Raw genomic sequence first — 22,428 nt, 5'->3', positions numbered from 1 at the left:
GATAATATAGATTGAATGTCTCGATGATAAGTCCGATAAAGTGAAACATTTTGTTTCCTAATTAGATACAATGACACAATGCAAGATCTCAATCTTTTCGTCATTTTTGCGCGGGTGGTAGAAACAGGCAGTTTTGCCGAAGCGGCGCGGCGCATGGACATCTCCCGTTCAGCGGTTAGCAAAGCGGTTGCAAAACTTGAGAAGGATCTCAGCACCCGCTTACTGCTCCGCAGCACGCGGCATCTCAGTCTGACGGAATCAGGCGTCGCGCTGTCGGAGCATGTGAAACGCATTCTGGAAGAAGCCGAACACGCCGAGCGGGCAATCAATAGTCTTCATGACGAACCGCGCGGAACCCTGAAAGTGAGCACGCCGAGCTCATTCGGAACGCGCCATATCGCTCCGGCGCTGCCTTGTTTTCTCGCGCGCTATCCTGAAATCAAAGTTGATTTGACGATTACCGATCATCCGGGCGATTTGATTGAAGAAGGGTATGACGTGCAAATCCGCGTGACCAACGAGCCCGACCCCAATCTGGTCGCGCGCAAGATTGCGCCCGTCCGCCGCATATTGTGCGCAACCCCGCAGTATTTTCAACAACGGGGCGCACCCCAGACCCCGGCCGATCTTGTGAACCATAACTGTCTCGATTGCGCGCTTTCACCCGAACAAGGTTATTGGCGCTTCGACGGGCCGGAAGGCAAGATCAAGGTTCCGATATCCGGAACCCTGCGGATCAACGATAACGATGCGCTCGCGCAAGCAGTATTGTATGGACTGGGCATTGCCTTGCTACCTACGTATACGATAGGCATGGAATTACAAAAAGGGCGGCTGCAGACGGTGCTGCCGGACTACCTATCGGTAGAGCGCCATATTTATGCCTGCTATCTCCCCAGCCGGCATCTACCCATAAAAATACGCGCTTTTATTAATTTCCTAGCGGAACACGTCGGCGACATGCCTTATTGGGATCGATCTTTAGTAAAATGAACATCGTGTTCAATCTATAGCCCATCAGATCTTTTTACTTGTATTATTTGCCGCATTTCATTTTCATATTTACCTTAAAATACATGACGATGATTAATATTGATCACAGTTGCACGACATTGCACATGAGGTTATTGGACAAAATGTCTTGTATATTACGCTATGCATCTGAGCTGTTATAAATCTAAGAGAAATTATGGACAAAAAGACAAAAGGCTCATGGCTGATTCATCACACCAATAAGCTTCAGGCAGTAATTAATCAACTTGGGTACGAAAAGACATTTCTTGCAGGAAAAGCGGGAATTCTTCTATCCGCAATTTCCGCCAACGAAGAAATTGTGATCGGAACCCAGCGACTAGAAACGCTCGCACAGGCTGCCAATATCAACACCACCTTTGAATTACCAAAGCTCATCGATGTCCTGAAAACCAAGGAGTTGATCGATTCAACACCAACGGGAATAGCAGTTCTTGGTGTCACGACCTCATCAGCGCTTCAACACACTGCAGAAATTTTCGACTCCCTGTCTCCTGCGAAGAAGGAAGCAGCAGCCCTTGATTTGGCAGAAAGGGCATCCATTGAGCCGATAAGTGAAACAGAGCTCTCCGAAGAAATGGGGGATACCCATCACCTTTCCAAGGCCGACATCGAACAAACGATTTACGACGCAGAACAAATAGGCTTTGTTGATGTTGAGCAACTCGGCGGAAAGGAAAAACTCCTCTTCAATGGCAACCTTTTTAGAAGGGAATCGACCAAGAAGATAAAGGCAGTGCTCGACTCCCTTTCTTCTGCCGATCAAAACAAGCTTAACACGCTTACTGAATCTCTTCGAAAAAAAGCCTGCATCCCAGTTGATTCCGCCAAGTCACTGTTGGGAGACACGCTTTTTATGAAAGTTACTGCTATCGGTCTGTTTGATATCAGTATCGTCAGCAACTCCACGGAAGAAGTGGGCTTCTTGACTCTTCCTTCTGCATTTTCAAAATATAGCAATTCCATGGTTGATGATGCATTTGACTTGGCAAAGGCATTCGTCAGTTCGGTCACATACGGCATGACAAAGAGTTCCTATGTGCGCGGCCAAATCCAAATGGTCGATGCGCTTCTTAGCGCACTTGTTCGCGGCGAACGCGTCGGCCCCGTCCAAGCCATTGCCGAGGACTACAAGGTGTTGGAGCTTAAGGGAGTTGTCAAGGTAAGCACCGGCACCAAGAAGGGTCGGACTGGACCGATGCTAAAACTGCTGAAGAAGGAAGTCGGAGAACTAGCGCTACAAGCAATTCGGCATGGAGATGTTAGTGAACATTCCTTGACATCCCTACCAACTGCTGCCGTGACACGCTTCAACGGTCCCGAGCACAATCGAGAGCGAATCAGGAGAACTCAAACAAAAACCAGTCCAAGAGCAACTAACGATATGTTGTCCGCATTACGCACCGGAGGAGTTTTTTGATGGCAAAGCCACCAGCTACAAATAAAGGCCATACGATGGAAGAAGCACTTAGAAACTACTTTGTTCGAGCCGGTTACTATGTTGTTCGAGGGGTGCCTTTTATTTACGAAGGACTTAATGTAACCGATATCGACCTGTGGCTATATGGTCGCTCATCTTCAGTCAATCGCGAAATTACGATCGTTGATATCAAAAACAAAAACACGCCCAAAGCTATTGAGCGAATCTTCTGGGTACAGGGACTGAGGCAAGCAACAAGAGCCACGACAGCCATCGTTGCCACTACTGAGCGGCGTCAAGAGGTAAAAAATTTTGGTCGTGACTTGGGAGTGCTTGTCCTGGATGGAGCATTCCTCAGCAAACTTACCAAGTCTGACGACCAGCATGTGGCACACCGATTGACCGAAGAGGAATTTACGAAACTTATTAATGAATACACCCTCGAAAAGCTCGACGGTGGTTGGAAGGAACGTATTCAGTCTTGTAAGAGCTTGCTCGCGCGCAATCTTTCTTTTGATGCCTGCAATGAATGGTTGTCTCATGCCCACTTTTTTGCCGAGCAGTCAATTACTAAACCGACGCAGCGCGAAACCGCGCTAAGATGTTTCTATTTGATTTGTTCGTTTGTGGCCGTCGCTATTGACTTCTTGCTAAAGGAGCTCTCCTTCCTTGATCAAACCGAGCGCAGCGTGCTCATCAAGGATGGCTTTACATACGGTTCCAAGGGTAGCGTCGGCATGAAGAGGGTTCTCAATGTTGCGATGGGATTGGTAGAACAGCACGCAACAGAAGGTGCACTTATTTCAAAGCAGGTTCGCACTAGCGTCGAAAAGCATCTCTCCGCCCTGAATACGGTCATCCTCGGCGAGTATTTTTCGAAACAGGATGTCGCGAAATCACTGTTCACAGTTGCGAAGGAGCTCGAACAACTCTCAATGAATCGGGTGTTTTCGCCGCATTCATCTGCGTCAATTGAGCTCCGTGGGTTACTATCCTGCTTTCTGGATTATCTAGATATTGACAGAGTTATGTTCTCTGAGAACCTCAGAGATGCTTAGACTCTCGATCAGTCGGAATACTTGAATCGCCACGGATTTTCCAGAGAAAAAATGATTCAAGCGGAGGAAAAGGCAAGGAATCGAATCAACTACTCACCGTAATTCATCATCTCCGACTCCATCGCAATGAAAACTCACCGCGCATGAATCAATTGGCTCGGCGCAGGTACGGTTGAAGTCATTCTCGGCGCAGTCCAGTGCGTGCTCCAGCGCACGAACGGCATATCGCGGTTCACCGCGGTATGCGTAGTTGCCGCATACAGGGTGCAATCCACGCTTCTGCTGGTAATTTCATTGGTCCACTCTGCGCGGATTTTCTCGGGTGCCAGCGTCACGACGGTTAACCGTTCGCATAGTTCGTAGTTGGCTGACCATTGGTTGCGCAATTGCCGTTGCGCAGGGTCGCCGCCGTAGATCGAGTATGAAGTGCAACCGGCAAGCAGCAGGATGGGTGCGATGAGCAGTGATTTCATGATGGTATGCATAGGAAATATAGTGATCCGTTTTTTACCAAATCTTGGTGGCCGCAAAAGGCACGCCGTTTGGCAATGAGCAGACATAACTGGGATTGATCGGCCGGCATGATTTCTGGGTCAACGTTAATGTCGTCGGTGAAGTAAAGACGACATCGGTGACGGCGTCGATATTATCGTTGATTAAGCGAGTCAGCCGCACCGCGCCGTCCTTGATGTCACCCCACGATGCACCCCAGCGCCGGTTGCCGTCTAAATCGGGCGGATTGAGTCCGACAAAGATCAATCTGCCGCTATTTTCCGAGGTCATTAAATAGCCTGCTTCGGGCAAATCATCGATGGTCCAGATGCCGTCGTAGGGACCGGCAGCGTGAGCAAAACCGAAATTCAGGCACAAGAGCAATGCGCTGATGAGTTTTTTCATTGCCTATTTTCTCTTCAATACCAAAATAAAACCGCTCCGAACTAACGCCGTTTCTGTCCCAATATCGACCCAAGCAAACCACGGGTAATCTCGCGTGCAATGGACGAACCGACCGAACGGGCGGCGCTTTTTGCAAAGGCATCGAGCACGCTTTCGCGCCGACCGCCGCGCTTACCGGTTGAACCCAGCAGTAAATCGCCCAGATCGGCCAGCACGCCTTCACCCGCAGGTTTGCGCACACTTCCGGGAGCCCCCGTTTGCGCTGAATGACCCAGCGATTTTTCAGCACTGCCGCGTGCTTGCAGCAATTCAAAAGCGCTTTCGCGGTCGATTTCCTGCTCGTACACACCGGCCACAATCGACGACGCTATCAATTCCTTGCGTTCGTCCGCCGTAATCGGACCGATCTGACTGACCGGCGGCAATATCATCGCGCGTTCGGTCACGCAGGGCGAACCGTCGGCATCGAGAAAGGAAACCAACGCCTCGCCAACGGACAGCTCGAGAATGGCTTGTTTGACGTTCAATTTCGGATTGGGCCGCATGGTTTCGGCAATCGCATTCACTGCTTTCTGGTCGCGCGGCGTGAACGCGCGCAACGCATGCTGCACGCGGTTACCCAGTTGACTCAGGACTTTCTCGGGAATATCGAAAGGATTCTGCGTGACGAAATAAACCCCGACACCTTTGGAACGGATCAACCGCACCACTTGCTCGATTTTCTCCAGCAACGCAGGCGACGCCATGCTGAACAACAAATGCGCTTCATCGAAAAAGAACACCAGCTTGGGCTTCTCGCGGTCGCCGGTTTCCGGCAAATTTTCGTACAGCTCGGACAGCATCCACAGCAAAAAAGTACTGTACAGCCGCGGTGAATTGAGCAATTGATCCGCCGTCAGAATATTAATGACACCCTTGCCGTCCAGTGTCTGCATCAAATCCTCGATATTCAGCATCGGCTCGCCGAAGAATTTGCCGCCGCCCTGCTTTTCTATTTGCAGCAAACTGCGCTGGATAGCGCCGATCGAAGCGGGTGACACGTTGCCATATTGGGTTTTGAACTGATCCGCATGGTCACCGGCAAATTGCAGCAGCGCGCGCAAATCCTTCAGATCGAGCAACAACAAGCCATGATCGTCAGCGACTTTAAACACCAAAGTCAGCACGCCTTCCTGCGTTTCGTTCAGATTCAGCAAGCGCACCAGTAGCAACGGTCCGAGATCGGAAATCGTCGCGCGAATTGGATGACCGTTCTCCTGCAATACATCCCACAGCGTCACCGGAAAGCCTTGCCATTGCGGCGCATCCAATTGCAACATGCCCAGCCGGGCTTGCATTTTTGCGGACAACGCTCCAGGCTTGCAGATACCGGTCAAATCGCCTTTGATATCCGCCATGAATACCGGCACACCGATGCTGGAAAAGCTTTCCGCCAGCTTCTGCAACGTCACCGTTTTGCCGGTGCCGGTCGCGCCGGTGATGCAGCCGTGACGCGTCGCCATCGCGGGCAAAAGGGCCACATCGGATTTACTGGTTTTGGCGATAATCAATGGATCGGTCATGGCGTTTTTCACAGAAATCAAGAAAGAAGTCATTGTAAGTCAAACGGCAGCAAAGGCAATCGAAACATACCCTCAGCACCGCGGTATACTATTATCCTGGCTTGTCACTTTTTCCATTCATGTTGAGAAGACTCCAAGGATTGACCGGCACGTGAATACACAGCTCCTCTACGGCGACATCGGCGGCACCAAAACCGTTCTGCAACTGGCTGAGATTGCCGATGGCGGCATTCGGGAATGCTGCACCAAACGCTACGACAGCGCGGCTTTTGCCACTTTCTCCGATATTCTGCAAGATTTTCTCGGTCAGGCAACACCTCATCCCCCTGCGGCAGCGTGTTTCGCCGTAGCCGGGCCGATTGCCGCGCAACAGGCGGCCTTGACCAATTTACCCTGGCGCATCAGCAGCGCGGACATCGCGCGTGAATTTTCAATGGCAACCGTCAAACTCATCAACGATTTCGAGGCTGTCGCGCTCGCAATTGAAGATTTGCCCTGCGGCGACCTGGTTACGTTGCAAACCGGACAGCCGCATGCGCATGCCATGCGCGTAGTGCTCGGCGCCGGTACCGGAATGGGCGTGGCGTGGCTGGCGTGGATCAACGGCCGTTATTTTGCGCTGCCGACCGAAGCGGGTCATATCGATTTCGCGCCGCTCACGCCGTTGCAAACCGGTTTGCTTGAGTGGCTGCAACTGCGATTTGATCATGTGTCCGTGGAACGTTTGCTATCCGGTTCCGGGCTCACGAACATCTTCAAATTTTTACAAACGCACACTACTGCATCAGACTTACCTTCAATCGAACTTGCAGAAGACAGCGGTGCGATGGTCACAGCAATGGCGCAAACTGGAAAACACCCGGTGGCGTTGCAAGCGCTCGAATTATTTACCGAGATTTACGGCGCTTATGCCGGTAATCTGGCGCTTGCCGGACTATGCCGCGGCGGCGTCTATGTCGCAGGAGGCATCGCGCCGAAAATGATCGATACCTTGCGCGCAGGTGGCTTTATGCGCGCATTCTGCGCCAAGGGAAGATTTTCCGCCTTGCTGCACGAAGTCCCGGTACATGTCGTCACCAACCCGGCGATCGGTCTGCTCGGCGCGCGGCGGGAAGCGCAGCATTTGCTGCAAAACCACGAAAAAAGTCATAGCAAAACCGTACATTGACCGGATTCCAACTGCCGAACCGGATCAATCAGCCGGTTCACGGTGTATCATATAAAAAACGCTTATTCGCATCGAGGAGAACCATTATGTTTTCGCGCACTGCCTTCACCATTACCGTCAACCCTAAAATACCGCCGCGCCTGAAGCGCTTGGAAGAACTGGCCAACAACCTCTGGTACAGCTGGGACCGTGCCACGCGCGCGCTGTTTTCACGGCTCGATCCGTATTTATGGGAAGCGGTGGAACATAACCCCAAGGCATTTCTAAAGCGCGTGGACGAATCGGTATTGCTGAAGGCGACCGAAGACCGGGTTTTTCTCGCGACCTATAACAGCATCCTGTCCACGTACGATTCGTATCATGATGCAACCGCACTGCAAAACAACAATGGCGGATTGAGCTCGCAAGATCAGGTGGCTTATTTCTGCTTTGAATTCGGTTTTCATGAAAGCTTACCGATTTACTCCGGCGGTTTAGGGATCTTGGCCGGCGATCACTGCAAAGCCGCCAGCGACTTGCATTTGCCCTTCGTCGCCGTCGGTTTGCTGTACCGCCAGGGCTATTTCTCCCAAACCATCGACATCCGCGGCAATCAGCAAGTCACCTACACTGTCGCCGATTTTGAAGATCTGCCGGTGACCCCGGTGACGCATGCGGACGGTTCGGACATGCATATCCAAGTGCCCCTGCTGCAACGGCAAATCACCGCCAAAATATGGCAGGCAAAAATCGGCCATGTCACGCTTTACCTGCTCGATACCGATTTACCGGAAAATTCCCCGCAGGACCGCTACATCACGCACAATCTTTACGGCGGCGACAGAACCATGCGCATCGAGCAGGAAATCATCCTCGGCATGGGCGGCGCGCGCGCGCTGCAAGCGCTCGGCATCAAACCGACCATATGGCATATCAACGAAGGACACGCCGCGTTCATGATTCTTGAGCGCATTCACAATTTGGTGCAGCAAGGGCTGGATTTTGCCAGCGCCCTCGAGAGCGTGGCAGTGAACACGGTGTTTACCACCCACACTGCGGTGCCTGCCGGGCACGATCACTTCAGCGCGGAGACGATGCAAACTTATTTTGACAGCTTCTACCGCAGCCTGAACATCACGCACGAAGAATTCATGGCGCTCGGCCACATACCCGGCAGCCCGGATTTCAATATGACCGCGTTGGCGATTCGCGGCTCGCGCACGCACAACGGTGTCAGCAAAATACACGGCGGCGTATCGGCGAATATCTGCCGCGATCTGTGGCCGCAGATCGAGCCGGAAGAAAATCCGATGTCGTACGTCACCAACGGCATTCATGTACCGACTTTTCTGGCACAGGAATGGTCCGATCTGTTCGACCGTTACCTCGGTCACGAATGGCGCAGCAAAATGTGCGATACCCAATACTGGTCGCGTATTGACGCGATCCCGGATCATTTGTTCTGGAGTGTGCGGCAATCGTTGAAATCGCAGATGTTTTACGGCATCCGTTCGCGCATCACCGAGCAAAATGCCCGCAACCGCGGTTCCGAAGCGCATCTTGACCGCCTGCTAAAATTCGTCGATCCGATCAATCCCAATGTCCTGACACTCGGCTTTGCACGCCGCTTCGCCACTTACAAGCGCGCCACCTTGCTATTCGAAAATCTCGACTGGCTGCGGAAAATTATTCTGGATCAGGAGCGGCCCGTGCTGCTGATTTTCGCCGGCAAAGCCCACCCCGCGGACGTGCCGGGGCAGGACCTGATCCGCCGTATCAGTCAAATCGCGCACTTCCCGGAATTCGAAGGGCGGCTGCTCCTGATCGAAGGTTACGACCTGCGCCTTGCCCGGCGGCTGGTCGCCGGTGTCGACGTGTGGCTGAACAATCCGATTTATCCGCTGGAGGCCAGCGGCACTTCGGGAATGAAAGCAGGCATCAACGGCGCGATCAATTTGAGCGTGCTCGACGGCTGGTGGGGCGAAGGCTACGACGGCAAGAACGGCTGGGCGGTCAAACCCGGCCCGGAAGACATGGAAGGCGTCGTGCGCGATCAGGAGGAAAGCCGCGCCTTATATGAAATCCTGCAAGATCAGGTGGTCCCGTTGTATTACAGCTATGGCAAGCTGGGCTATTCGCCGGAATGGGTGAAAATGGCCAAGCATTCGATGATATCGCTGCTGCCCAGCTATAACGCCACCCGCATGGTCGATGAATACGTCAATAAATTCTACTGCCCGGCCAGTGATAAAGGTGCGCTGTATGCTGCCAACGATTTTGCCGACGCGAAAGCTATCGCTACGTGGAAAACCAAAATCCGCCGCGCCTGGTCCGGCGTCTCGCTACGCCGCTTGGATACGCCGTGCGAGCGTATTTATTTTGACGAAACGCTGGATTTCAGAGTCGCCGCAAGACTCAACAACCTGGCTCCCGAAGATGTCGTCATTGAGTTACTGATCTGCCGCCAATTCAAGACCACCCGGTTATGCAATTTCGACCACTTCAAGTTTCAATTTACCGGCATGCAGGACGCAGGCGAGCATCTGTTCGAACTCAAGCTGACACCGGAATTATGCGGCAAGCAGGAATATTTCATTCGCATCTATCCGTACCATCCGCTGCTGACGCATCCGCTGGAAATGGGATTGATGGTATGGTTGTAGATCCGGATCGCATTCCGGCGTGCGCGCTGCGTTATGGCCGGAAGCTCGCCAAAACCTTCGGGCTAAGCCGGGATTCTTCCCGCTTATCGTCATTCCACCACCCGCCGCCAAGAGCGACGAAAAGCGCCGCGGTATCCTGCAAACGTTGGGCTTGTACCTGCAGATATGCCAGCTTGGCCTGAAAATACTGACTCTTGGCGTTCAGGACCTGCAGATAATCGACCAGCCCCGCCTGATAATTGGTTTGTACCAAGCGCACCGCCTCCTGGGTGAGATCCAGTTGTTGCGCGTAATTTCGTAGCGCTTCGGCGTCATGTTCCAGCGCCAGCAAAATATCGGCCACCTGGGCCAAAGCATCCAAGGCAGTTTGCTTGTAATTCGCCAAGGATTGCTGATAAGCGGCGATCGCAGCCTTGCGGTGCAGCCATGATGTGCCGCCATGAAACAACGGCGCCACGATATTGGCGCCCGCACTCCAAAAGTTGCCGCTGCTCATAAAAACATCCATCAGATTCCGCGTGTTCTGGCCATAAGTACCGCTCAGGGTAAAGCTGGGCAGCAATTCAGCCGTGGCGACGCCGATATTGGCGCTATTTTCATGCACACTGGCTTCGGCTGCCAGGATATCGGGACGCTGGCGCACCAGCTTGGAAGGCAACGACAAGGGCAGATCGGCCGGCAACATGATGTCATCCAGATCGACCGGCTCCAACGTCCGCTCTCCCGGCGCATGACCTGTCAGCGCTGACAACAGATGTTCAGCCTGGCTGTATTTTTGTTCCAGCGGTGCAAGCGTGGCTTCCAGTGCCGCCAGCCTGGTTTTAAGATCGACAATACTTGCATACGCGACAATGCCTGCTTTCACCTGGGTTTCACTGATCGCAATTTGTTCCTGCTGCAAGCCGATCAGTTGCCGGGTTGCCGCGATCTGTGCGGCGTAAGCAGCCCGGGCGATCACGCTATTGACGATGTTGCCGGACAATGTCAGATAGGTGGCTAAAACCGTATAACGCTGAAAATCTCTTTGCGCACCCAAGCCCTCAACGGCGCGGCGTTGCCCACCGAAAACATCGAGTGCATAACTGACCGTGGTAGATAGGGTCAGTAAATTAAAAATCGAACTGGCGGAACTGCCGAAGCGGGCGGCGGAAAACCGCTGACGGCTAAAGCCAGCGGCAAGATCGATCTGCGGATAAAAAATTCCATAGCCGGCACGTAAATTTTCCTGACTCTGGCGTAAACTGGCCTGCGCCGCTTGCAAGTTCTGATTATGATCGATCGCTTCCTGCACCAGCGCATCCAGCTTGGGAGATTGAAACAACCGCCACCAATCCGCGACGATTTCGGCACCCTGTGCAAAATGTTGCGCTTGACCATTGACCGGGACAATTTCCAGCGATTGTCCTTCCGGTACATAGCGATCGGTTTGCGGAGGATCCGGTCGGACAAAATCCGGTCCGACAGCACAACCGACCGACATCAGCAACGAGATCAGGCACAATCCCTGCGCTACGCCTTTCCAGCACAAAAGAAAGATCCGCAGCATCCTCGTAAAGTTGTACTTTTTCACGTCACTCCCATTCCGCTGCATACCGGTCCGGCTATCAATCAGCCATCCTCATTGATATAAACATCCACCAATTGACCGCGATAGAGCTGCACGTCATCGGGTTGCTTAAAACGAAACAACACCGGCAGAACCCTGACATCGACCCGTTCGGTGCGTTGGTTCGATAATTGGATCTTGGGTGAAACATAGGGTTGCAAGCGGAAATATTCCAGCGGAATACGGATTTTTGTACCGCGCAGAAACATTTGCGCCCGCATTTTGCTGACATCCGGCAACCGGTTAATCAGGATTTCATCGACAAAGCATCGCACCACCAGCTCATCTTCATGGCTGCCCATCACGATCACCGGATTCAATCCCTGCGTATAGGTATCGTAGACACCCTGTGGTGAAACATAGCTGCCCAGCGAGGCGGTTATCGATAGCACGACACCGTCAACCGGTGCTTTGATCGTATATTTTTCCAGCAAGGCGCTGCCGGCGCGATAGGTATTGGATAAAGCCGCATACTGGCGTTCTTGGTTCTGAATATCGTAACTCCAGGCGCCCGCCTTGGTCAGACTGTAGTTCTTCAAAGCAACTTCAACGCTGGCCTTCGCGACTTTGGCGGCATTGATCGCATTATCCAGGTTATCCTTGCTCACCGATTTAGCATCCATGTCGTAAGCATTCTGCAATTTCTTCAGCTGCGTCTCGGCGGTTGTCAAATTTGCCCTGGCGAAATCCAGTTGCGCTTTGGCGACATCCAGAACTTCTTTCCTGGGCTGGGCTTGCAATTCTTCCAGCAAGGCATGTGCAGCTTCCGCTTGCGAACGCTGCTGTTCGACGGTCGCGCGCTGCACCGAGTCGTCCATTTTCAGCAACGGTTCGCCTTGCTTGACCGCTTGCCCTTCGGTCACCAGAATCCGGGTAATCACACCCGCCACTTCCGGATAAAGATTGATATTCTCCCCGGTCGGCTGGAGGCTCTCGATGACCCCGGTGGAATAAATGCCCTTGGCATAAGGATTGGGCGCCGGATCGAAAACCGGCGGTTGCGGCATCTTTTCCCGGCCGACCAGATAAGCGCTGAGCAAGCCGGCTATGATGCCGCCTATGGCAACGGTAATGATGACTTTATTCTGCACCGTTCCTCCTGTTCTCAATGCCGACGATCTTGCCGTCTTCCATCTTCATGATCCGATCGGCAAATTCGAAAATCCGGCTATCGTGGGTGACGATCAAAATACAGCGCTTGTCGTTGAGCACGCTGGTTTTGACAAAATCCATGATGCGCCGGCCGGTATCGCCGTCCAACGATGCGGTCGGTTCGTCAAAAATCAAAATATCCGGCTGGCTTATCAGCGCGCGTGCGATGGCCACTCGCTGCTGTTCACCGCCGCTTAATTTCATCGGCGGCAGTCCGGCTTTATTCTTCAACCCGACAATTTCCAGATAACCGGCCGCTTCCCGGATCGATTCATCCCAGTCGCGTTTCTTCAGGATCAACGGAATCGCGACATTCTCGGCTGTGGTCAGCCGTGGAAACAGATGGTAATCCTGAAATACGAAACCGACTTTGTTCAAACGAAACTCAGCGATCTGATCGGGTTTCAATGCCCAGATATCCATGCTATCGATAGTCACCGCGCCGGAATTGGGGCGCAGAATACCCGAGATCATACTCAATAACGTTGTTTTCCCGCTTCCCGAAGGACCTACGATGAAAAATATCTCGCCAAAGTAAGCTTCAAAACTGACACCCCGAACCGCGAAGGTTTTCGCATCGCCCTCGCCGAACCACTTGGTCAGTTCATGCGCGGAAACAGCGGAATTCACCCGTTAGCCTCTGAAAATATCGAATGGTTCAATCTTCAGCACCTTTCTTATGCCGATATAGCTGGAAATCGCGGCGATGATCAGCACCATGACAAACGCAAAAGCCAAGGTGGTATACGTGATATTGGCGGAATAGTCCGGGACTTTGAGTTTTGCGACCGTGATGATGAGCGTGCACAACCCGACCCCCAATCCATATCCAATCAGCGCGGTGAATGTGGCCTGAAAAAGAATCATGTACACCAGCTCATGCCCTTTTGCGCCGATCGCCTTCAACGCGCCGAATTTTTCCAAATTTTCCAATATAAAGGTATAAAAAGTCTGCCCGGAGATCGATAGCCCCACCAGAAAGCTGACGATGGTCATGATAAAAATATTGGTTCCCAACCCGGTCTGGTATTTGTAGTAATTCGCTATTTTCTGCATAAACTCTTCTTTGGTGAGCGCCTCATAACCCAGCAGCTTAACCTGCTCCTTAATATGCGAAATCGCATCATTATTTTTCGGTTCGACGAGAATATACGAGATGGTGAAGCGCGTTGACGGGATGTACTGAATCGCCCGGCTATAAGTCGTATACAGCGTGGGAATGCCGAACAACCCGCTGGCGGTCACCTTGGCGATACCGACAATGACACCGCGATGATCGTTCAACTCAAAATCGGTTCCCAATTGGATGTCACCAAGCTTGTTGATTTCTGCATCTTGTACGGCGATGAATGCGTTCTCGGCATAAATATCTTCGATCTTGCCGGCAATCAGCTCGGGACGGCCGAACAGGCTATTGTCGTCCAACCCGAGCACCGTCACCGATTGAAACACACCGCTTCTGAGCTTGACCAGCGCACCGCCAGAATACAATGGCACGGCATACTTGACGCCATTGATACTGCGCACCGCGTCGAGCACATAATCCGGCATCGGAATGCTATTCGCCACATTATTCACCGCCGGATCCATCACCCAAACCTGCGCACCCAGGTTAATCACGGTCGAGGAAGATTTCGCCAGAATGCCGGAAAAAATCGACGTCATCTGCACCATCAAAAACACGGCAAACATAATCCCGACCAACAAAGCAGCGTATTTTCCTTTGTCGTTCACGAGCAGCTTAAAAGCCAGTTTCAAGGTTCCGTTCATTACGCATCCACCCCAAGAAAAACGCCAATGAATCTGTTATCGAACTGCGTACTTTGGTTGTGTGATAAAAATATAACAATACGGCGAATCATTCCGATGTTCAGTGTAGCTCAGAATCCTGTGCAAAAGGATACATCTGAGAGTCTAAAACTTTCAATAAGAATGTCATTGATATATTGACACAAGAGTCATAGCCCCGTCGGATGGTTTGAAATTTTCGTGCTGGATAACCGGGCTAAGCATTTTTATGGATCGGTTTCTCAAATGCAGCTGGAGCGATTGAATAGTCCTGCAGACATGCCGATCGAGCTTTGGAGTTATCCTATGCACAAAAATCAAATGGGCGCATCCGGGGCGCTGGTCAAAATGACGGATGGGCCATCCGGCGGGAATTGCGTGCTGGTCTATTATTCCTGCATGGATTGTGCTGTGGAAGCTGCTCACACACCGGCTTCAGGCGGGTAGATCGTGCGCGAAAAAATGCCTGTTCATGAAGTTTCCGGATTTTTCCATGAATGAAAAAGGAACCTTCCAGTTGTGCCGGAGGGTTCCTTTCTTGTTCAGAATCTTTGTATCAGAGCCTTACTTTAACTTTCTGAGACGCTCACGCTCCGAAACTACCGTGATATCTTCATAAAACTCACTTTGAGACGGCATCGGCGGTATGATATTGATCGGCACCATATTATCCTTGCCATTGGCTTCCCCGCTCAAGGCGTGGACTGGCACATCCCGCGGCGCTTTATCAAGATTGACCGTCTTGTTCTTTTGAACCCAGGCTGGCGGTGGCGGCATCTGTTCCTTTGTCTCACCGGCCAATGCTTCCATTACGCCTAGGGCCATCGGCATGAATACTGCAATGCAAACAAATCGTGTCACATATTCTTTTACTTTGTGCATGTTATTTCCTCCTGCATAGTCATTCACTTCATTAATTTTCTATCCGGTTCGGTTCGATAGTATTTACAACATCGTTCACCTACTGTACCCATTCAGCGCCGGACCAAACACCCCCGCCGCGCCATTGACTCCCGTCCCAGACATAGGCGTAAGCCATCGTTGCATACCAACCAGTACCACAAGAATAGGATCCGCCATAGTCAATTAAAGAGCTTGGACCCGTTGGTCCGGTGAATATGTCGCCAATCCATTTGCCACTACTGGTTCCGCCGTACTGCCAATCGGTGCGGCGGCAGACTACCCATGTACTCCCAGCGTATTTATAAACATCGAGCCGCGAAGCAGCCCACCCATTCGGTAAATTCAAACCAGTACTGCAGGCATTACCGAAGGCATAGGTGGTGGCGTAGGCAAGATTGCCAGAAAATAATCCCGGACGAATGTGGTCGATGCCTGCATCTCCTTTGACACACAGACTCGGGCCATTATAGGCAATGCCTTTATAGTTCCATGTCCAGGCAAGAGCAGATTTAGGAATCGCTGCTGCAGCGAAGAACGCAACAATACCGTAGAGTAGTATGGTAAACCGGAAGTGATTCATATTACACCTCCTTCATAACCATCATTATGATCATCGTCCGCAGTTCCTTTTATTTCAGAACGGTAGAAAAGATAAGGCCAGCTTCCGGTAAAGGTTTTATTGTCACTAAAATTGGCACCATGAGTATTTCCCATAATGAATCTCCTAATAGAATTAAATATTTCAGCTATTTTGTTGATTCTCATGCTACAAATAGCCGACAGATCATGCTCTATCTGTCCGCTTAATTATGGTTAAGGTACCTATCGATTGGTAGGCTACACCTGTAGCACTACAACTGTAGTAGTTAGAATAGATACTGCCCTCGAGGGAATCCGGTCGGATTCCCTTATCATAAAGCTCAAGCAAGCAGTTTTATTCCGGTGCTCCGCACCAGCAGAAGCGATGAAGAAACAATTCCCAGTAACTAACCGCCTTGGTAAAGTTACAAGAAAGATCATACAAATCTGATTAATAAACGAGTATCGTCTGGCAGATAAATGAATCAATGTTCACTGCCGAGTATTTTTAAACCGGGTTAAATTTGTTTTTTCTGGAAAATATTATGAACAATGCCGAGAAAAAATTTCATGATCAAATTGAGGTGGAACGTATTTGGATTGCAACTGAGCAAGGCAAATACGTTTTCTTTTCCATGCTTCTGGTATCCACATTTTTAATTCTTGGACTCTGGGATAGTGCGCCGCCAGATTTACTATTGCTGTGGTTTTCGCTATTGACATCACTTAATTTTTTTACGTGGATGCTATTGCGTTTCTACCGTGACCATAAGGAAGCATTGACTGAGAACATTCAGAAGTTTAAAAACATCTTATTGTTTAAATGTTTATTAACCGGTTTGTGCTGGGTCATGTGCATTATTTGGTTTATGATTCCCTCGCAACCTTCTAATGTGATGGTCATCAGCATCGCCTTAATTATTGATGTGGTTGGTGCGATGTTAACTTGGTTCTCTTTCTTGCCAGCCGTCATTGTCAGTATGTGCCCTCCCGCCCTTACTTTAGTAGGCTCACTCTATCTGCAAGGCGACAAGGTGTTCTTAGCTGCCAGCACTCTGCTTTTTCTATTAACCTGCTTTGGTATTATCAGTAGCCGGAAGCTGGCTGGAATGCTGAATTACGCGTTACAGATGAGTTTCGAATTAGAAGAACAGCGCCAAATTGCCAATAAGGAACGGCAACTCGCCATCGAAGCCAGCGCCCGCGCGGAACAAGAAGCGCACAATGCACAATTCGAACGCAAGCGAAGTGTTGAGATAATGACGGCTGCAGCGCAACAGCGCGAGCGATTAATTAATCTTCTGAAACTCAAGAACGAGGAGCGTGAACGGTTTATTCGCGCCGCTTACCACGACACCATGCAACCGCTTGCCGCTATCGGCGCGCAGACTGTAGTGATGAAACTCGACCCAGGCCTGACAACCAACGGTCCGGCGATCGAGGCATTGAACGAAATCGAGCGATCCCGGCGCGACATCGCAGAAGGCATACGCGGCATCTACGATCTGTTTCAATGGGGCGCGCATGAACCCAAACTGGAAGCGGTTTCAATACACGATCTTCTCATGGAGATTGAGAAGCGCTTTTCCGAACCGGCAAAATCAATCAATCTCCAATTCCGGATTCACCCATCAAAAGTAAGCAAGTTACACGGAAACAGCGATTATGCAATGCTCAAGCGCGTCCTTGAAAACCTGGTTTCAAATGCGATCAAATATACCGAGCAAGGCGGCATCGTCATCGGTGCGGTTGGTTTCCGAGAAACTTTACGGATTGACATATGGGATACAGGAGCCGGTATTGCGCCCGATCAGCATCAAAAAATATTTGAGGAGTTCTACCAAGTGGATGAGCAAGCGCCGGGAATCGGCCTTGGTCTTCCTATTGTCCGCTTGCTGGTTGAACGTTTATCCGGGCACACACTAAGCTTTCGTTCTCGACTCGGTCACGGCTCACGGTTCTCGATTACCCTGCCAAGGTGCGAAGCGCCCACCCGGCTGGATCAGTCACCACTTACCGCTACCACATCTGCAGCTCCTTTAACGGGCGCCTATGTAATCGTAGTCGAAAACAACAAAAACGTGCTGAACGGACTACGGTCATTGTTTGAATCTTTGGGTTGCATTGTGCGCATAGCCGTCAACTTGAAGGATCTTCAGCAACTGATCGAAGCCGCACCCGACCGGGCACCCGATGTCGTAATTTCCGATTACCGGCTCAGAAATAACGAAACGGGGGCCGATGTCGTCAAGCTGATCGAACAGCATTTCGATTGGACAATCGTACCCGTCGTGTTTTATTCGGCCAATTTGGATATTCCCGAAGCTTTACTTGCCAAGCCGCTGCGGTACATCGAGCGTAAAGGAATTGCACCGGATTCGCTCATCACAAAAGTCCAAGAAGCGGTTTTATCCGGACGCAATGTCCGCACCCGGGAGATCGAAGAAAAAGCTCTCAGCAGCTAATCAGCCCAGCAAAGTAAAATTATAAGTGTTGCAAAATAATAGAAGCAAGCAGTGAAAACTTAACTATGGTAATGCACCGCTATAAAATCATTGGCAGAAAGAGAAGATATGCCGCCTACAATAGTGGCTGGATCGATGGTAGCAAAGTGGTAGCTGTCGCCAGCCACACCAGACGTCGGGTTGTACCATATATACCCATTCGATGTATCGACATAGATACCGCTTGATTGGCCTGCATTTCCGTTAAAAAAGCTACCCTCGAAATACGATCCAGCACTCAAATGACCATCAGCATTAAAAGTCAGGCCTATACCAAATATTCCAGGATTACCTCCACCGCCAACATCAAGACCAATCGTATCTTCGGGTGCATAGAAATCAAGAATCGCATCGGTATTGGTGCCTGAGTAGGACTCAAAATCAAATTGATCATTCCCGCCCCCACCCCTTAGCCAATCGATACCAGGCCCACCTATCAGTACATCATTCCCATAATCACCATAGAGATAATCATTGCCATTTCCACCTGCAAGCCTGTCATCCCCAGCACCACCATAGAGCCAATCGCCGCCATCGAGTCCGCTCAGATAGTTGGCGGCGCTCGTTCCGGTGATACTATTGCTAAGATTATTTCCATTACCAAAGTAAGCGGCATCGTTTAACTGCAAGTTTTCTACATAAGCAGGTAATGTATAACTAATTGAACTTTTGACTATATCATTTCCTTGTGACAAATAAAAATGTAATCCATTTGGTAGGATTACCAAATCATTTTCAACAACTTTATCCGAAGAATTGTCGACTAAATAGACATCATCACCAGATCCGCCAGTCATGGTATCCGCGCCCGTACCGCCATCGAGAGTATCGTTGCCACTATAGCCACTTAAAATATCATTTCCCGCATAACCATAAATATAATCATCACCGGCAGTTCCTTTTAACTCAGGGTAGTAGATAAAATAAGGCCAGCTTACAGTATAGGAATTATTATCATTGAAATTAGTACCATAAATATTTGCCATAATGAATCTCCTTGATTTAATTAATTCCAACAACAGGATTAAAGACGAAATCCGCAAATTTCAGTTATTTTGTTGATTCTCATGTCATTTGACAGTCGACAGATTATGTATTATCTGCCCGTTTATTATGGTTAAGATACTTATCAATTAACAGGCTACACATGTAGTACTACAACTGTAGTAGTAAGAATAGATATTGACCACCAGGGAATTCCGTCGAGTTCTCTTATCATATAAGCCTAGCAAGCAGTTTTACTCAGGTTCACCACAATTCCCAGCAACCAACAAGCAGCATTGTTTGAATCTTTATGCTGAATTGCGTGCATAACTGCCGGCCCAGAAGAATTTAAGCACCAGAAATATCAGAGTTATTTACAGAAAGGTTGATTAAAATAAGAGGAGCCCAGCTTGATCAGAGCGTAATTAAATTCCATGAATCAATTTGGTCCATGCACGATTAATGGGTGCGAGTGGATGATGAAATGATTCCCAGCAGTTGCCCTGTCTTGGCAAAATGGCATTGCAAACCGTATAAGTCGATCACTCCGAACCGGCTGTACAATCTGGACAAATAGCGCCGCGTATTGGCGGGATTGATGCCCAGTATTCTTGCCACTTTCCAGGGCGCATTTCCTTGCATCGCAAGGCGTAATACATCAAATTCACGTTCAGTAATGCTTAAATCTGCAGCAGTAACGGACAAGGGCGGATCACGCAGCAACGAATCAATGCTCGGCGATTGTTCAATGCATTCTACTGGCGTTATCTCCAATGGCAGCCAAACACCCCCGCCTATTGCACGCTGAATGGCTTCCAGCATGACTTCCATAGAAGCTGCCTTAGGCACAAATGATGCAGCGCCTGCTTTTAAGATTTTTTCCACCGTATTTTTACTGATAAATTCACCCGAAATTACGATGACAGGAATGGGTCTTTCCATATCGCAAACTGTTCTAAGAACATCCAATCCGAACTCCCCGCTAATCTCGCCCCCAACTTCCTGCGGAAGTTTTAAATCAAGAAAAACCAAATCCGGGGTTTCCGCCTTCAAAATCTGAAGCCCATCTTGCGCAGCGGCTGCCTCGAGAACTTCCGCTTCTTGATGTATTTGCAGAATTAAGCCCTTTATGCCCAAACGAATCATACTATGGTCATCAATCAACAAGATTCTCATATTGTCTAGTGTTTTCCGGATAAAAATAGTACTGGTAATTGAAATAATAATTTTTCAACACGATAGAAAAAGATTCTATGACTTTTCTCACTAAGTGTAAGATAAAGTACATTAATAGGATAAATGCAATCAACAATCACAGGAGTCACGCATGCAGCATAACCCCGTCGGATGGTTTGAGATTTACGTACAGGATATGGATCGGGCCAAGCGCTTTTATGAAACCGTATTCCAAGTCACACTGGAACGTCTGGACAATCCATCCGGAATGAATATCGAGTTATGGAGTTTTCCGATGAAAAAAGACCAGATGGGCATAACCGGTGCTCTGGTCAAGATGGATGACGGTCCCGCTGGAGGCAATGCGGTATTGGTTTACTTCATGTGTGCCGATTGCAGTACCGAAGCGGCGCGCGCTGCTTCTGCGGGAAGACAAATTGTGCGCGCAAAAATGTCCATCGGACCATACGGTTTTATCGCGTTAGTCCGCGACACCGAAGGTAACATGATCGGCCTTCACTCAATGCAGTAGTCCATTCTTCTTTCAAACGGCAAAAAACCCGCTGCAAGCAACGGGCTGCTTAACGAGCAAAAAACAGATTATTTGTTACGCACTCCGGCGCGTTTCTGTTCGAGCACCTTGGCAACGGCTTTGATATCCGCTGGGCTCACACCGGCAAGCTCAGCCTGATGGCCGGTGATTTGAATGAATTTCGTGATCGTTTTGTCAGGAATATTGCGCCCCTTGTGAATTTTCGGCATCGAGCCGCGGCATTGATGGCCGGTTTCAACCACTGTGCCGTCATGCCGCGATGAACCACCCAAGTCGTGATCCAGCATCATCGCTAGGCATTGCGCGATATCTGTGGGAGTTTCCGTCAAATTGCCAAAGAACGATGCAATCTCATTATCGGCCAGTAGCGCAGGCACGGCATAGTTATGCAAAAACGCCAGGATGCCATAATACCCTCCCAATCTGGCCGCAACCGAATCGCTCCTGATCACCAGGCGCGGTTCCTCCGTGCTGTCGCTGGCATCCGTTTGCTGCACGGTTGTCTTGATTTGATCCGCCATGACCGAGCTGATGCCATCAATCGCGACTAGCGCGCAAATCAAAGCGATGGCAAAGTATTTAGCCCATTCCGGTGTATGTTCCTTAGAAAAGCGCTGAGAAACTACTGCGCTCGGCCATGCTGCGTTGAAATCAGATTCAAAATGCTCATTTACTACTCGTAAACTGCGCTTTTTCACATGATTTCCCCTTGCTTGGCCGTCGCTCGCTACCTCTCCCAGAGTTTCCTTAAGTGATATTAAAGTCATGATTTCCTCTCCTGTTGATTTATTCCAAGTTTGTGTACCCAGCGAATCTGCTTTCGCCGGGAGCTCGTGAAGTCACCCAAACATTTTTCAGGTGATTCCATTGCTCAATACGCAGCCACTTGAAATTCGGATGCAAAAAATCACAACCATTTTAAAATTCATTACTATTTATCTGATAAACAAATGTTTGAACAGAAACTGCACCTGTAACTGCATCCAAACTGAGGTTTATTTCGTATAACTCTTTAGAAGCGATTGCTTCGATATCTCTCGAAATATTTATCAACCAAAGGAGGAATAATCTCATGTCAAAGCAAACCATCAGAGTCGTTGCGCAAGTCATCGCACGCACGGACAAGATTCCCGAAATACAGGCGATTCTGCAAAACATCGTGGCACCAACACGCCAGGAAACCGGGTGCTTGAGTTACCAGTTATTGCGCCATAGCAGCAACCCCGCGGCGTTTTTGTTTATCGAAGAATGGACGGATGAAAATGCCGTCGACGCTCACTTCCGCACGGCGCATATCCAAGAAGCCCTAGCAAAAGCGGCACCTTGGCTGGCGCAAGCGCCGGACATTCAACGCTATACATTGCTCGCTTAACACGCTTGATCGAACGAGATTAAGGAGAAAAC

At 50.0% G+C, this 22,428-nt stretch carries 22 protein-coding genes; 9 read left to right on the top strand and 13 right to left on the bottom strand.

The window, feature by feature from the left end; genetic code table 11:
* Window positions 1-78: 78 nt before the first annotated feature.
* The 3 genes from HRU78_02250 to HRU78_02240 all read left to right on the top strand — a co-directional run bounded on the left by HRU78_02250 (window position 79) and on the right by HRU78_02240 (window position 3,510).
* Window positions 79-993, top strand: a complete 915-nt coding sequence (locus tag HRU78_02250; GenBank protein ID QOJ22609.1) for a LysR family transcriptional regulator — start codon at window positions 79-81, stop codon at window positions 991-993.
* Between the two features lie 196 nt (window positions 994-1,189).
* Window positions 1,190-2,452 (top strand): hypothetical protein, encoded by a 1,263-nt coding sequence (locus tag HRU78_02245; protein ID QOJ22608.1) that lies wholly within the window; start codon window positions 1,190-1,192, stop codon window positions 2,450-2,452.
* Window positions 2,452-3,510, top strand: coding sequence for a hypothetical protein (locus HRU78_02240; protein QOJ22607.1), 1,059 nt, complete (start codon window positions 2,452-2,454; stop codon window positions 3,508-3,510). Before HRU78_02245 ends, HRU78_02240 begins: the two co-directional genes overlap by 1 nt.
* Window positions 3,511-3,644: 134 nt before the next feature.
* Here HRU78_02240 and HRU78_02235 read toward each other — a convergent pair whose 3' ends face one another.
* From HRU78_02235 to HRU78_02225, 3 genes are read right to left on the bottom strand one after another with little or no spacing between them, the layout of a single operon-like run.
* Window positions 3,645-3,983 (bottom strand): hypothetical protein, encoded by a 339-nt coding sequence (locus HRU78_02235; GenBank protein QOJ22606.1) that lies wholly within the window; start codon window positions 3,981-3,983, stop codon window positions 3,645-3,647.
* Window positions 3,984-4,017: 34 nt separating this feature from the next.
* On the bottom strand, window positions 4,018-4,407 hold the full coding sequence (locus tag HRU78_02230) for a hypothetical protein (GenBank protein QOJ22605.1): 390 nt from the start codon (window positions 4,405-4,407) through the stop codon (window positions 4,018-4,020).
* Window positions 4,408-4,448: 41 nt separating this feature from the next.
* The gene (locus HRU78_02225; GenBank protein ID QOJ24879.1) at window positions 4,449-5,969 is read right to left on the bottom strand and encodes a DUF853 family protein; all 1,521 of its coding nucleotides are present in this window, start codon (window positions 5,967-5,969) and stop codon (window positions 4,449-4,451) included.
* Window positions 5,970-6,120: 151 nt separating this feature from the next.
* Between HRU78_02225 and glk the strand changes: the two genes are divergently transcribed.
* Entirely contained in the window at window positions 6,121-7,137 is a 1,017-nt protein-coding gene (gene glk, locus HRU78_02220) for a glucokinase (GenBank protein ID QOJ22604.1), read from the top strand.
* Window positions 7,138-7,223: 86 nt separating this feature from the next.
* Entirely contained in the window at window positions 7,224-9,779 is a 2,556-nt protein-coding gene (glgP, locus tag HRU78_02215; protein ID QOJ22603.1) for an alpha-glucan family phosphorylase, read from the top strand.
* Window positions 9,780-9,810: 31 nt separating this feature from the next.
* Here glgP and HRU78_02210 read toward each other — a convergent pair whose 3' ends face one another.
* The 4 genes from HRU78_02210 to HRU78_02195 form a co-directional block, all read right to left on the bottom strand.
* Entirely contained in the window at window positions 9,811-11,325 is a 1,515-nt protein-coding gene (locus tag HRU78_02210; protein QOJ24878.1) for an efflux transporter outer membrane subunit, read from the bottom strand.
* A 62-nt stretch (window positions 11,326-11,387) separates the two neighbouring features.
* Entirely contained in the window at window positions 11,388-12,476 is a 1,089-nt protein-coding gene (locus tag HRU78_02205; GenBank protein QOJ22602.1) for a biotin/lipoyl-binding protein, read from the bottom strand.
* A complete protein-coding gene (locus HRU78_02200) occupies window positions 12,466-13,167 on the bottom strand; it encodes an ABC transporter ATP-binding protein (protein ID QOJ22601.1) in 702 nt (233 codons plus the stop codon). Before HRU78_02200 ends, HRU78_02205 begins: the two co-directional genes overlap by 11 nt.
* A 3-nt stretch (window positions 13,168-13,170) precedes the next feature.
* A complete protein-coding gene (locus HRU78_02195; GenBank protein ID QOJ22600.1) occupies window positions 13,171-14,307 on the bottom strand; it encodes an FtsX-like permease family protein in 1,137 nt (378 codons plus the stop codon).
* Window positions 14,308-14,631: 324 nt separating this feature from the next.
* Between HRU78_02195 and HRU78_02190 the strand changes: the two genes are divergently transcribed.
* Window positions 14,632-14,772 carry a hypothetical protein gene (locus HRU78_02190; protein ID QOJ22599.1) on the top strand — a complete coding sequence of 47 codons (141 nt, stop codon included), beginning with the start codon at window positions 14,632-14,634 and terminating at the stop codon, window positions 14,770-14,772.
* Between the two features lie 117 nt (window positions 14,773-14,889).
* Here the strand turns inward: HRU78_02190 and HRU78_02185 are convergent, their stop codons facing one another.
* The 3 genes from HRU78_02185 to HRU78_02175 all read right to left on the bottom strand — a co-directional run bounded on the left by HRU78_02185 (window position 14,890) and on the right by HRU78_02175 (window position 15,942).
* The gene (locus HRU78_02185) at window positions 14,890-15,207 is read right to left on the bottom strand and encodes a hypothetical protein (GenBank protein QOJ22598.1); all 318 of its coding nucleotides are present in this window, start codon (window positions 15,205-15,207) and stop codon (window positions 14,890-14,892) included.
* A gap of 79 nt (window positions 15,208-15,286) precedes the next feature.
* Entirely contained in the window at window positions 15,287-15,808 is a 522-nt protein-coding gene (locus HRU78_02180) for a hypothetical protein (protein ID QOJ22597.1), read from the bottom strand.
* Window positions 15,805-15,942 (bottom strand): hypothetical protein, encoded by a 138-nt coding sequence (locus HRU78_02175; protein ID QOJ22596.1) that lies wholly within the window; start codon window positions 15,940-15,942, stop codon window positions 15,805-15,807. Before HRU78_02175 ends, HRU78_02180 begins: the two co-directional genes overlap by 4 nt.
* 716 nt (window positions 15,943-16,658) lie before the next feature.
* Between HRU78_02175 and HRU78_02170 the strand changes: the two genes are divergently transcribed.
* On the top strand, window positions 16,659-18,272 hold the full coding sequence (locus HRU78_02170; GenBank protein ID QOJ22595.1) for a response regulator: 1,614 nt from the start codon (window positions 16,659-16,661) through the stop codon (window positions 18,270-18,272).
* A gap of 59 nt (window positions 18,273-18,331) precedes the next feature.
* On the opposite strand, the gene HRU78_02165 is transcribed toward HRU78_02170, so the two are convergent.
* Together HRU78_02165 and HRU78_02160 are read right to left on the bottom strand one after the other, a co-directional pair.
* Window positions 18,332-19,297, bottom strand: a complete 966-nt coding sequence (locus tag HRU78_02165) for a hypothetical protein (protein QOJ22594.1) — start codon at window positions 19,295-19,297, stop codon at window positions 18,332-18,334.
* 457 nt (window positions 19,298-19,754) lie between these two features.
* A complete protein-coding gene (locus HRU78_02160; GenBank protein ID QOJ22593.1) occupies window positions 19,755-20,462 on the bottom strand; it encodes a response regulator transcription factor in 708 nt (235 codons plus the stop codon).
* Between the two features lie 160 nt (window positions 20,463-20,622).
* Here HRU78_02160 and HRU78_02155 point away from each other — a divergent pair, with 160 nt between their 5' ends.
* Window positions 20,623-21,003 carry a VOC family protein gene (locus tag HRU78_02155; GenBank protein QOJ22592.1) on the top strand — a complete coding sequence of 127 codons (381 nt, stop codon included), beginning with the start codon at window positions 20,623-20,625 and terminating at the stop codon, window positions 21,001-21,003.
* Window positions 21,004-21,071: 68 nt separating this feature from the next.
* Here HRU78_02155 and HRU78_02150 read toward each other — a convergent pair whose 3' ends face one another.
* The gene (locus tag HRU78_02150) at window positions 21,072-21,791 is read right to left on the bottom strand and encodes a hypothetical protein (GenBank protein QOJ22591.1); all 720 of its coding nucleotides are present in this window, start codon (window positions 21,789-21,791) and stop codon (window positions 21,072-21,074) included.
* Between the two features lie 305 nt (window positions 21,792-22,096).
* On the opposite strand from HRU78_02150, the gene HRU78_02145 reads away from it, so the two are divergent.
* A complete protein-coding gene (locus HRU78_02145) occupies window positions 22,097-22,396 on the top strand; it encodes an antibiotic biosynthesis monooxygenase (GenBank protein ID QOJ22590.1) in 300 nt (99 codons plus the stop codon).
* Window positions 22,397-22,428 lie beyond the last annotated feature (32 nt).

Source organism: Gammaproteobacteria bacterium (assembly GCA_015709635.1).
Lineage (GTDB): Bacteria > Pseudomonadota > Gammaproteobacteria > Burkholderiales > Nitrosomonadaceae > Nitrosomonas.
This window is presented reverse-complemented; position numbering and strand designations above follow the sequence as displayed.

Coding starts and splice junctions, on each gene's coding strand:
- HRU78_02250 (QOJ22609.1), top strand. CDS start 79: ATGCAAGATCTCAATCTTTTCGTCATTTTTGCGCGGGTGGTAGAAACA.
- HRU78_02245 (QOJ22608.1), top strand. CDS start 1,190: ATGGACAAAAAGACAAAAGGCTCATGGCTGATTCATCACACCAATAAG.
- HRU78_02240 (QOJ22607.1), top strand. CDS start 2,452: ATGGCAAAGCCACCAGCTACAAATAAAGGCCATACGATGGAAGAAGCA.
- HRU78_02235 (QOJ22606.1), bottom strand. CDS start 3,983: ATGAAATCACTGCTCATCGCACCCATCCTGCTGCTTGCCGGTTGCACT.
- HRU78_02230 (QOJ22605.1), bottom strand. CDS start 4,407: ATGAAAAAACTCATCAGCGCATTGCTCTTGTGCCTGAATTTCGGTTTT.
- HRU78_02225 (QOJ24879.1), bottom strand. CDS start 5,969: ATGACCGATCCATTGATTATCGCCAAAACCAGTAAATCCGATGTGGCC.
- glgP (QOJ22603.1), top strand. CDS start 7,224: ATGTTTTCGCGCACTGCCTTCACCATTACCGTCAACCCTAAAATACCG.
- HRU78_02210 (QOJ24878.1), bottom strand. CDS start 11,325: ATGCTGCGGATCTTTCTTTTGTGCTGGAAAGGCGTAGCGCAGGGATTG.
- HRU78_02195 (QOJ22600.1), bottom strand. CDS start 14,307: ATGAACGGAACCTTGAAACTGGCTTTTAAGCTGCTCGTGAACGACAAA.
- HRU78_02190 (QOJ22599.1), top strand. CDS start 14,632: ATGCACAAAAATCAAATGGGCGCATCCGGGGCGCTGGTCAAAATGACG.
- HRU78_02185 (QOJ22598.1), bottom strand. CDS start 15,207: ATGCACAAAGTAAAAGAATATGTGACACGATTTGTTTGCATTGCAGTA.
- HRU78_02180 (QOJ22597.1), bottom strand. CDS start 15,808: ATGAATCACTTCCGGTTTACCATACTACTCTACGGTATTGTTGCGTTC.
- HRU78_02175 (QOJ22596.1), bottom strand. CDS start 15,942: ATGGGAAATACTCATGGTGCCAATTTTAGTGACAATAAAACCTTTACC.
- HRU78_02170 (QOJ22595.1), top strand. CDS start 16,659: ATGTGCATTATTTGGTTTATGATTCCCTCGCAACCTTCTAATGTGATG.
- HRU78_02165 (QOJ22594.1), bottom strand. CDS start 19,297: ATGGCAAATATTTATGGTACTAATTTCAATGATAATAATTCCTATACT.
- HRU78_02155 (QOJ22592.1), top strand. CDS start 20,623: ATGCAGCATAACCCCGTCGGATGGTTTGAGATTTACGTACAGGATATG.
- HRU78_02150 (QOJ22591.1), bottom strand. CDS start 21,791: ATGACTTTAATATCACTTAAGGAAACTCTGGGAGAGGTAGCGAGCGAC.
- HRU78_02145 (QOJ22590.1), top strand. CDS start 22,097: ATGTCAAAGCAAACCATCAGAGTCGTTGCGCAAGTCATCGCACGCACG.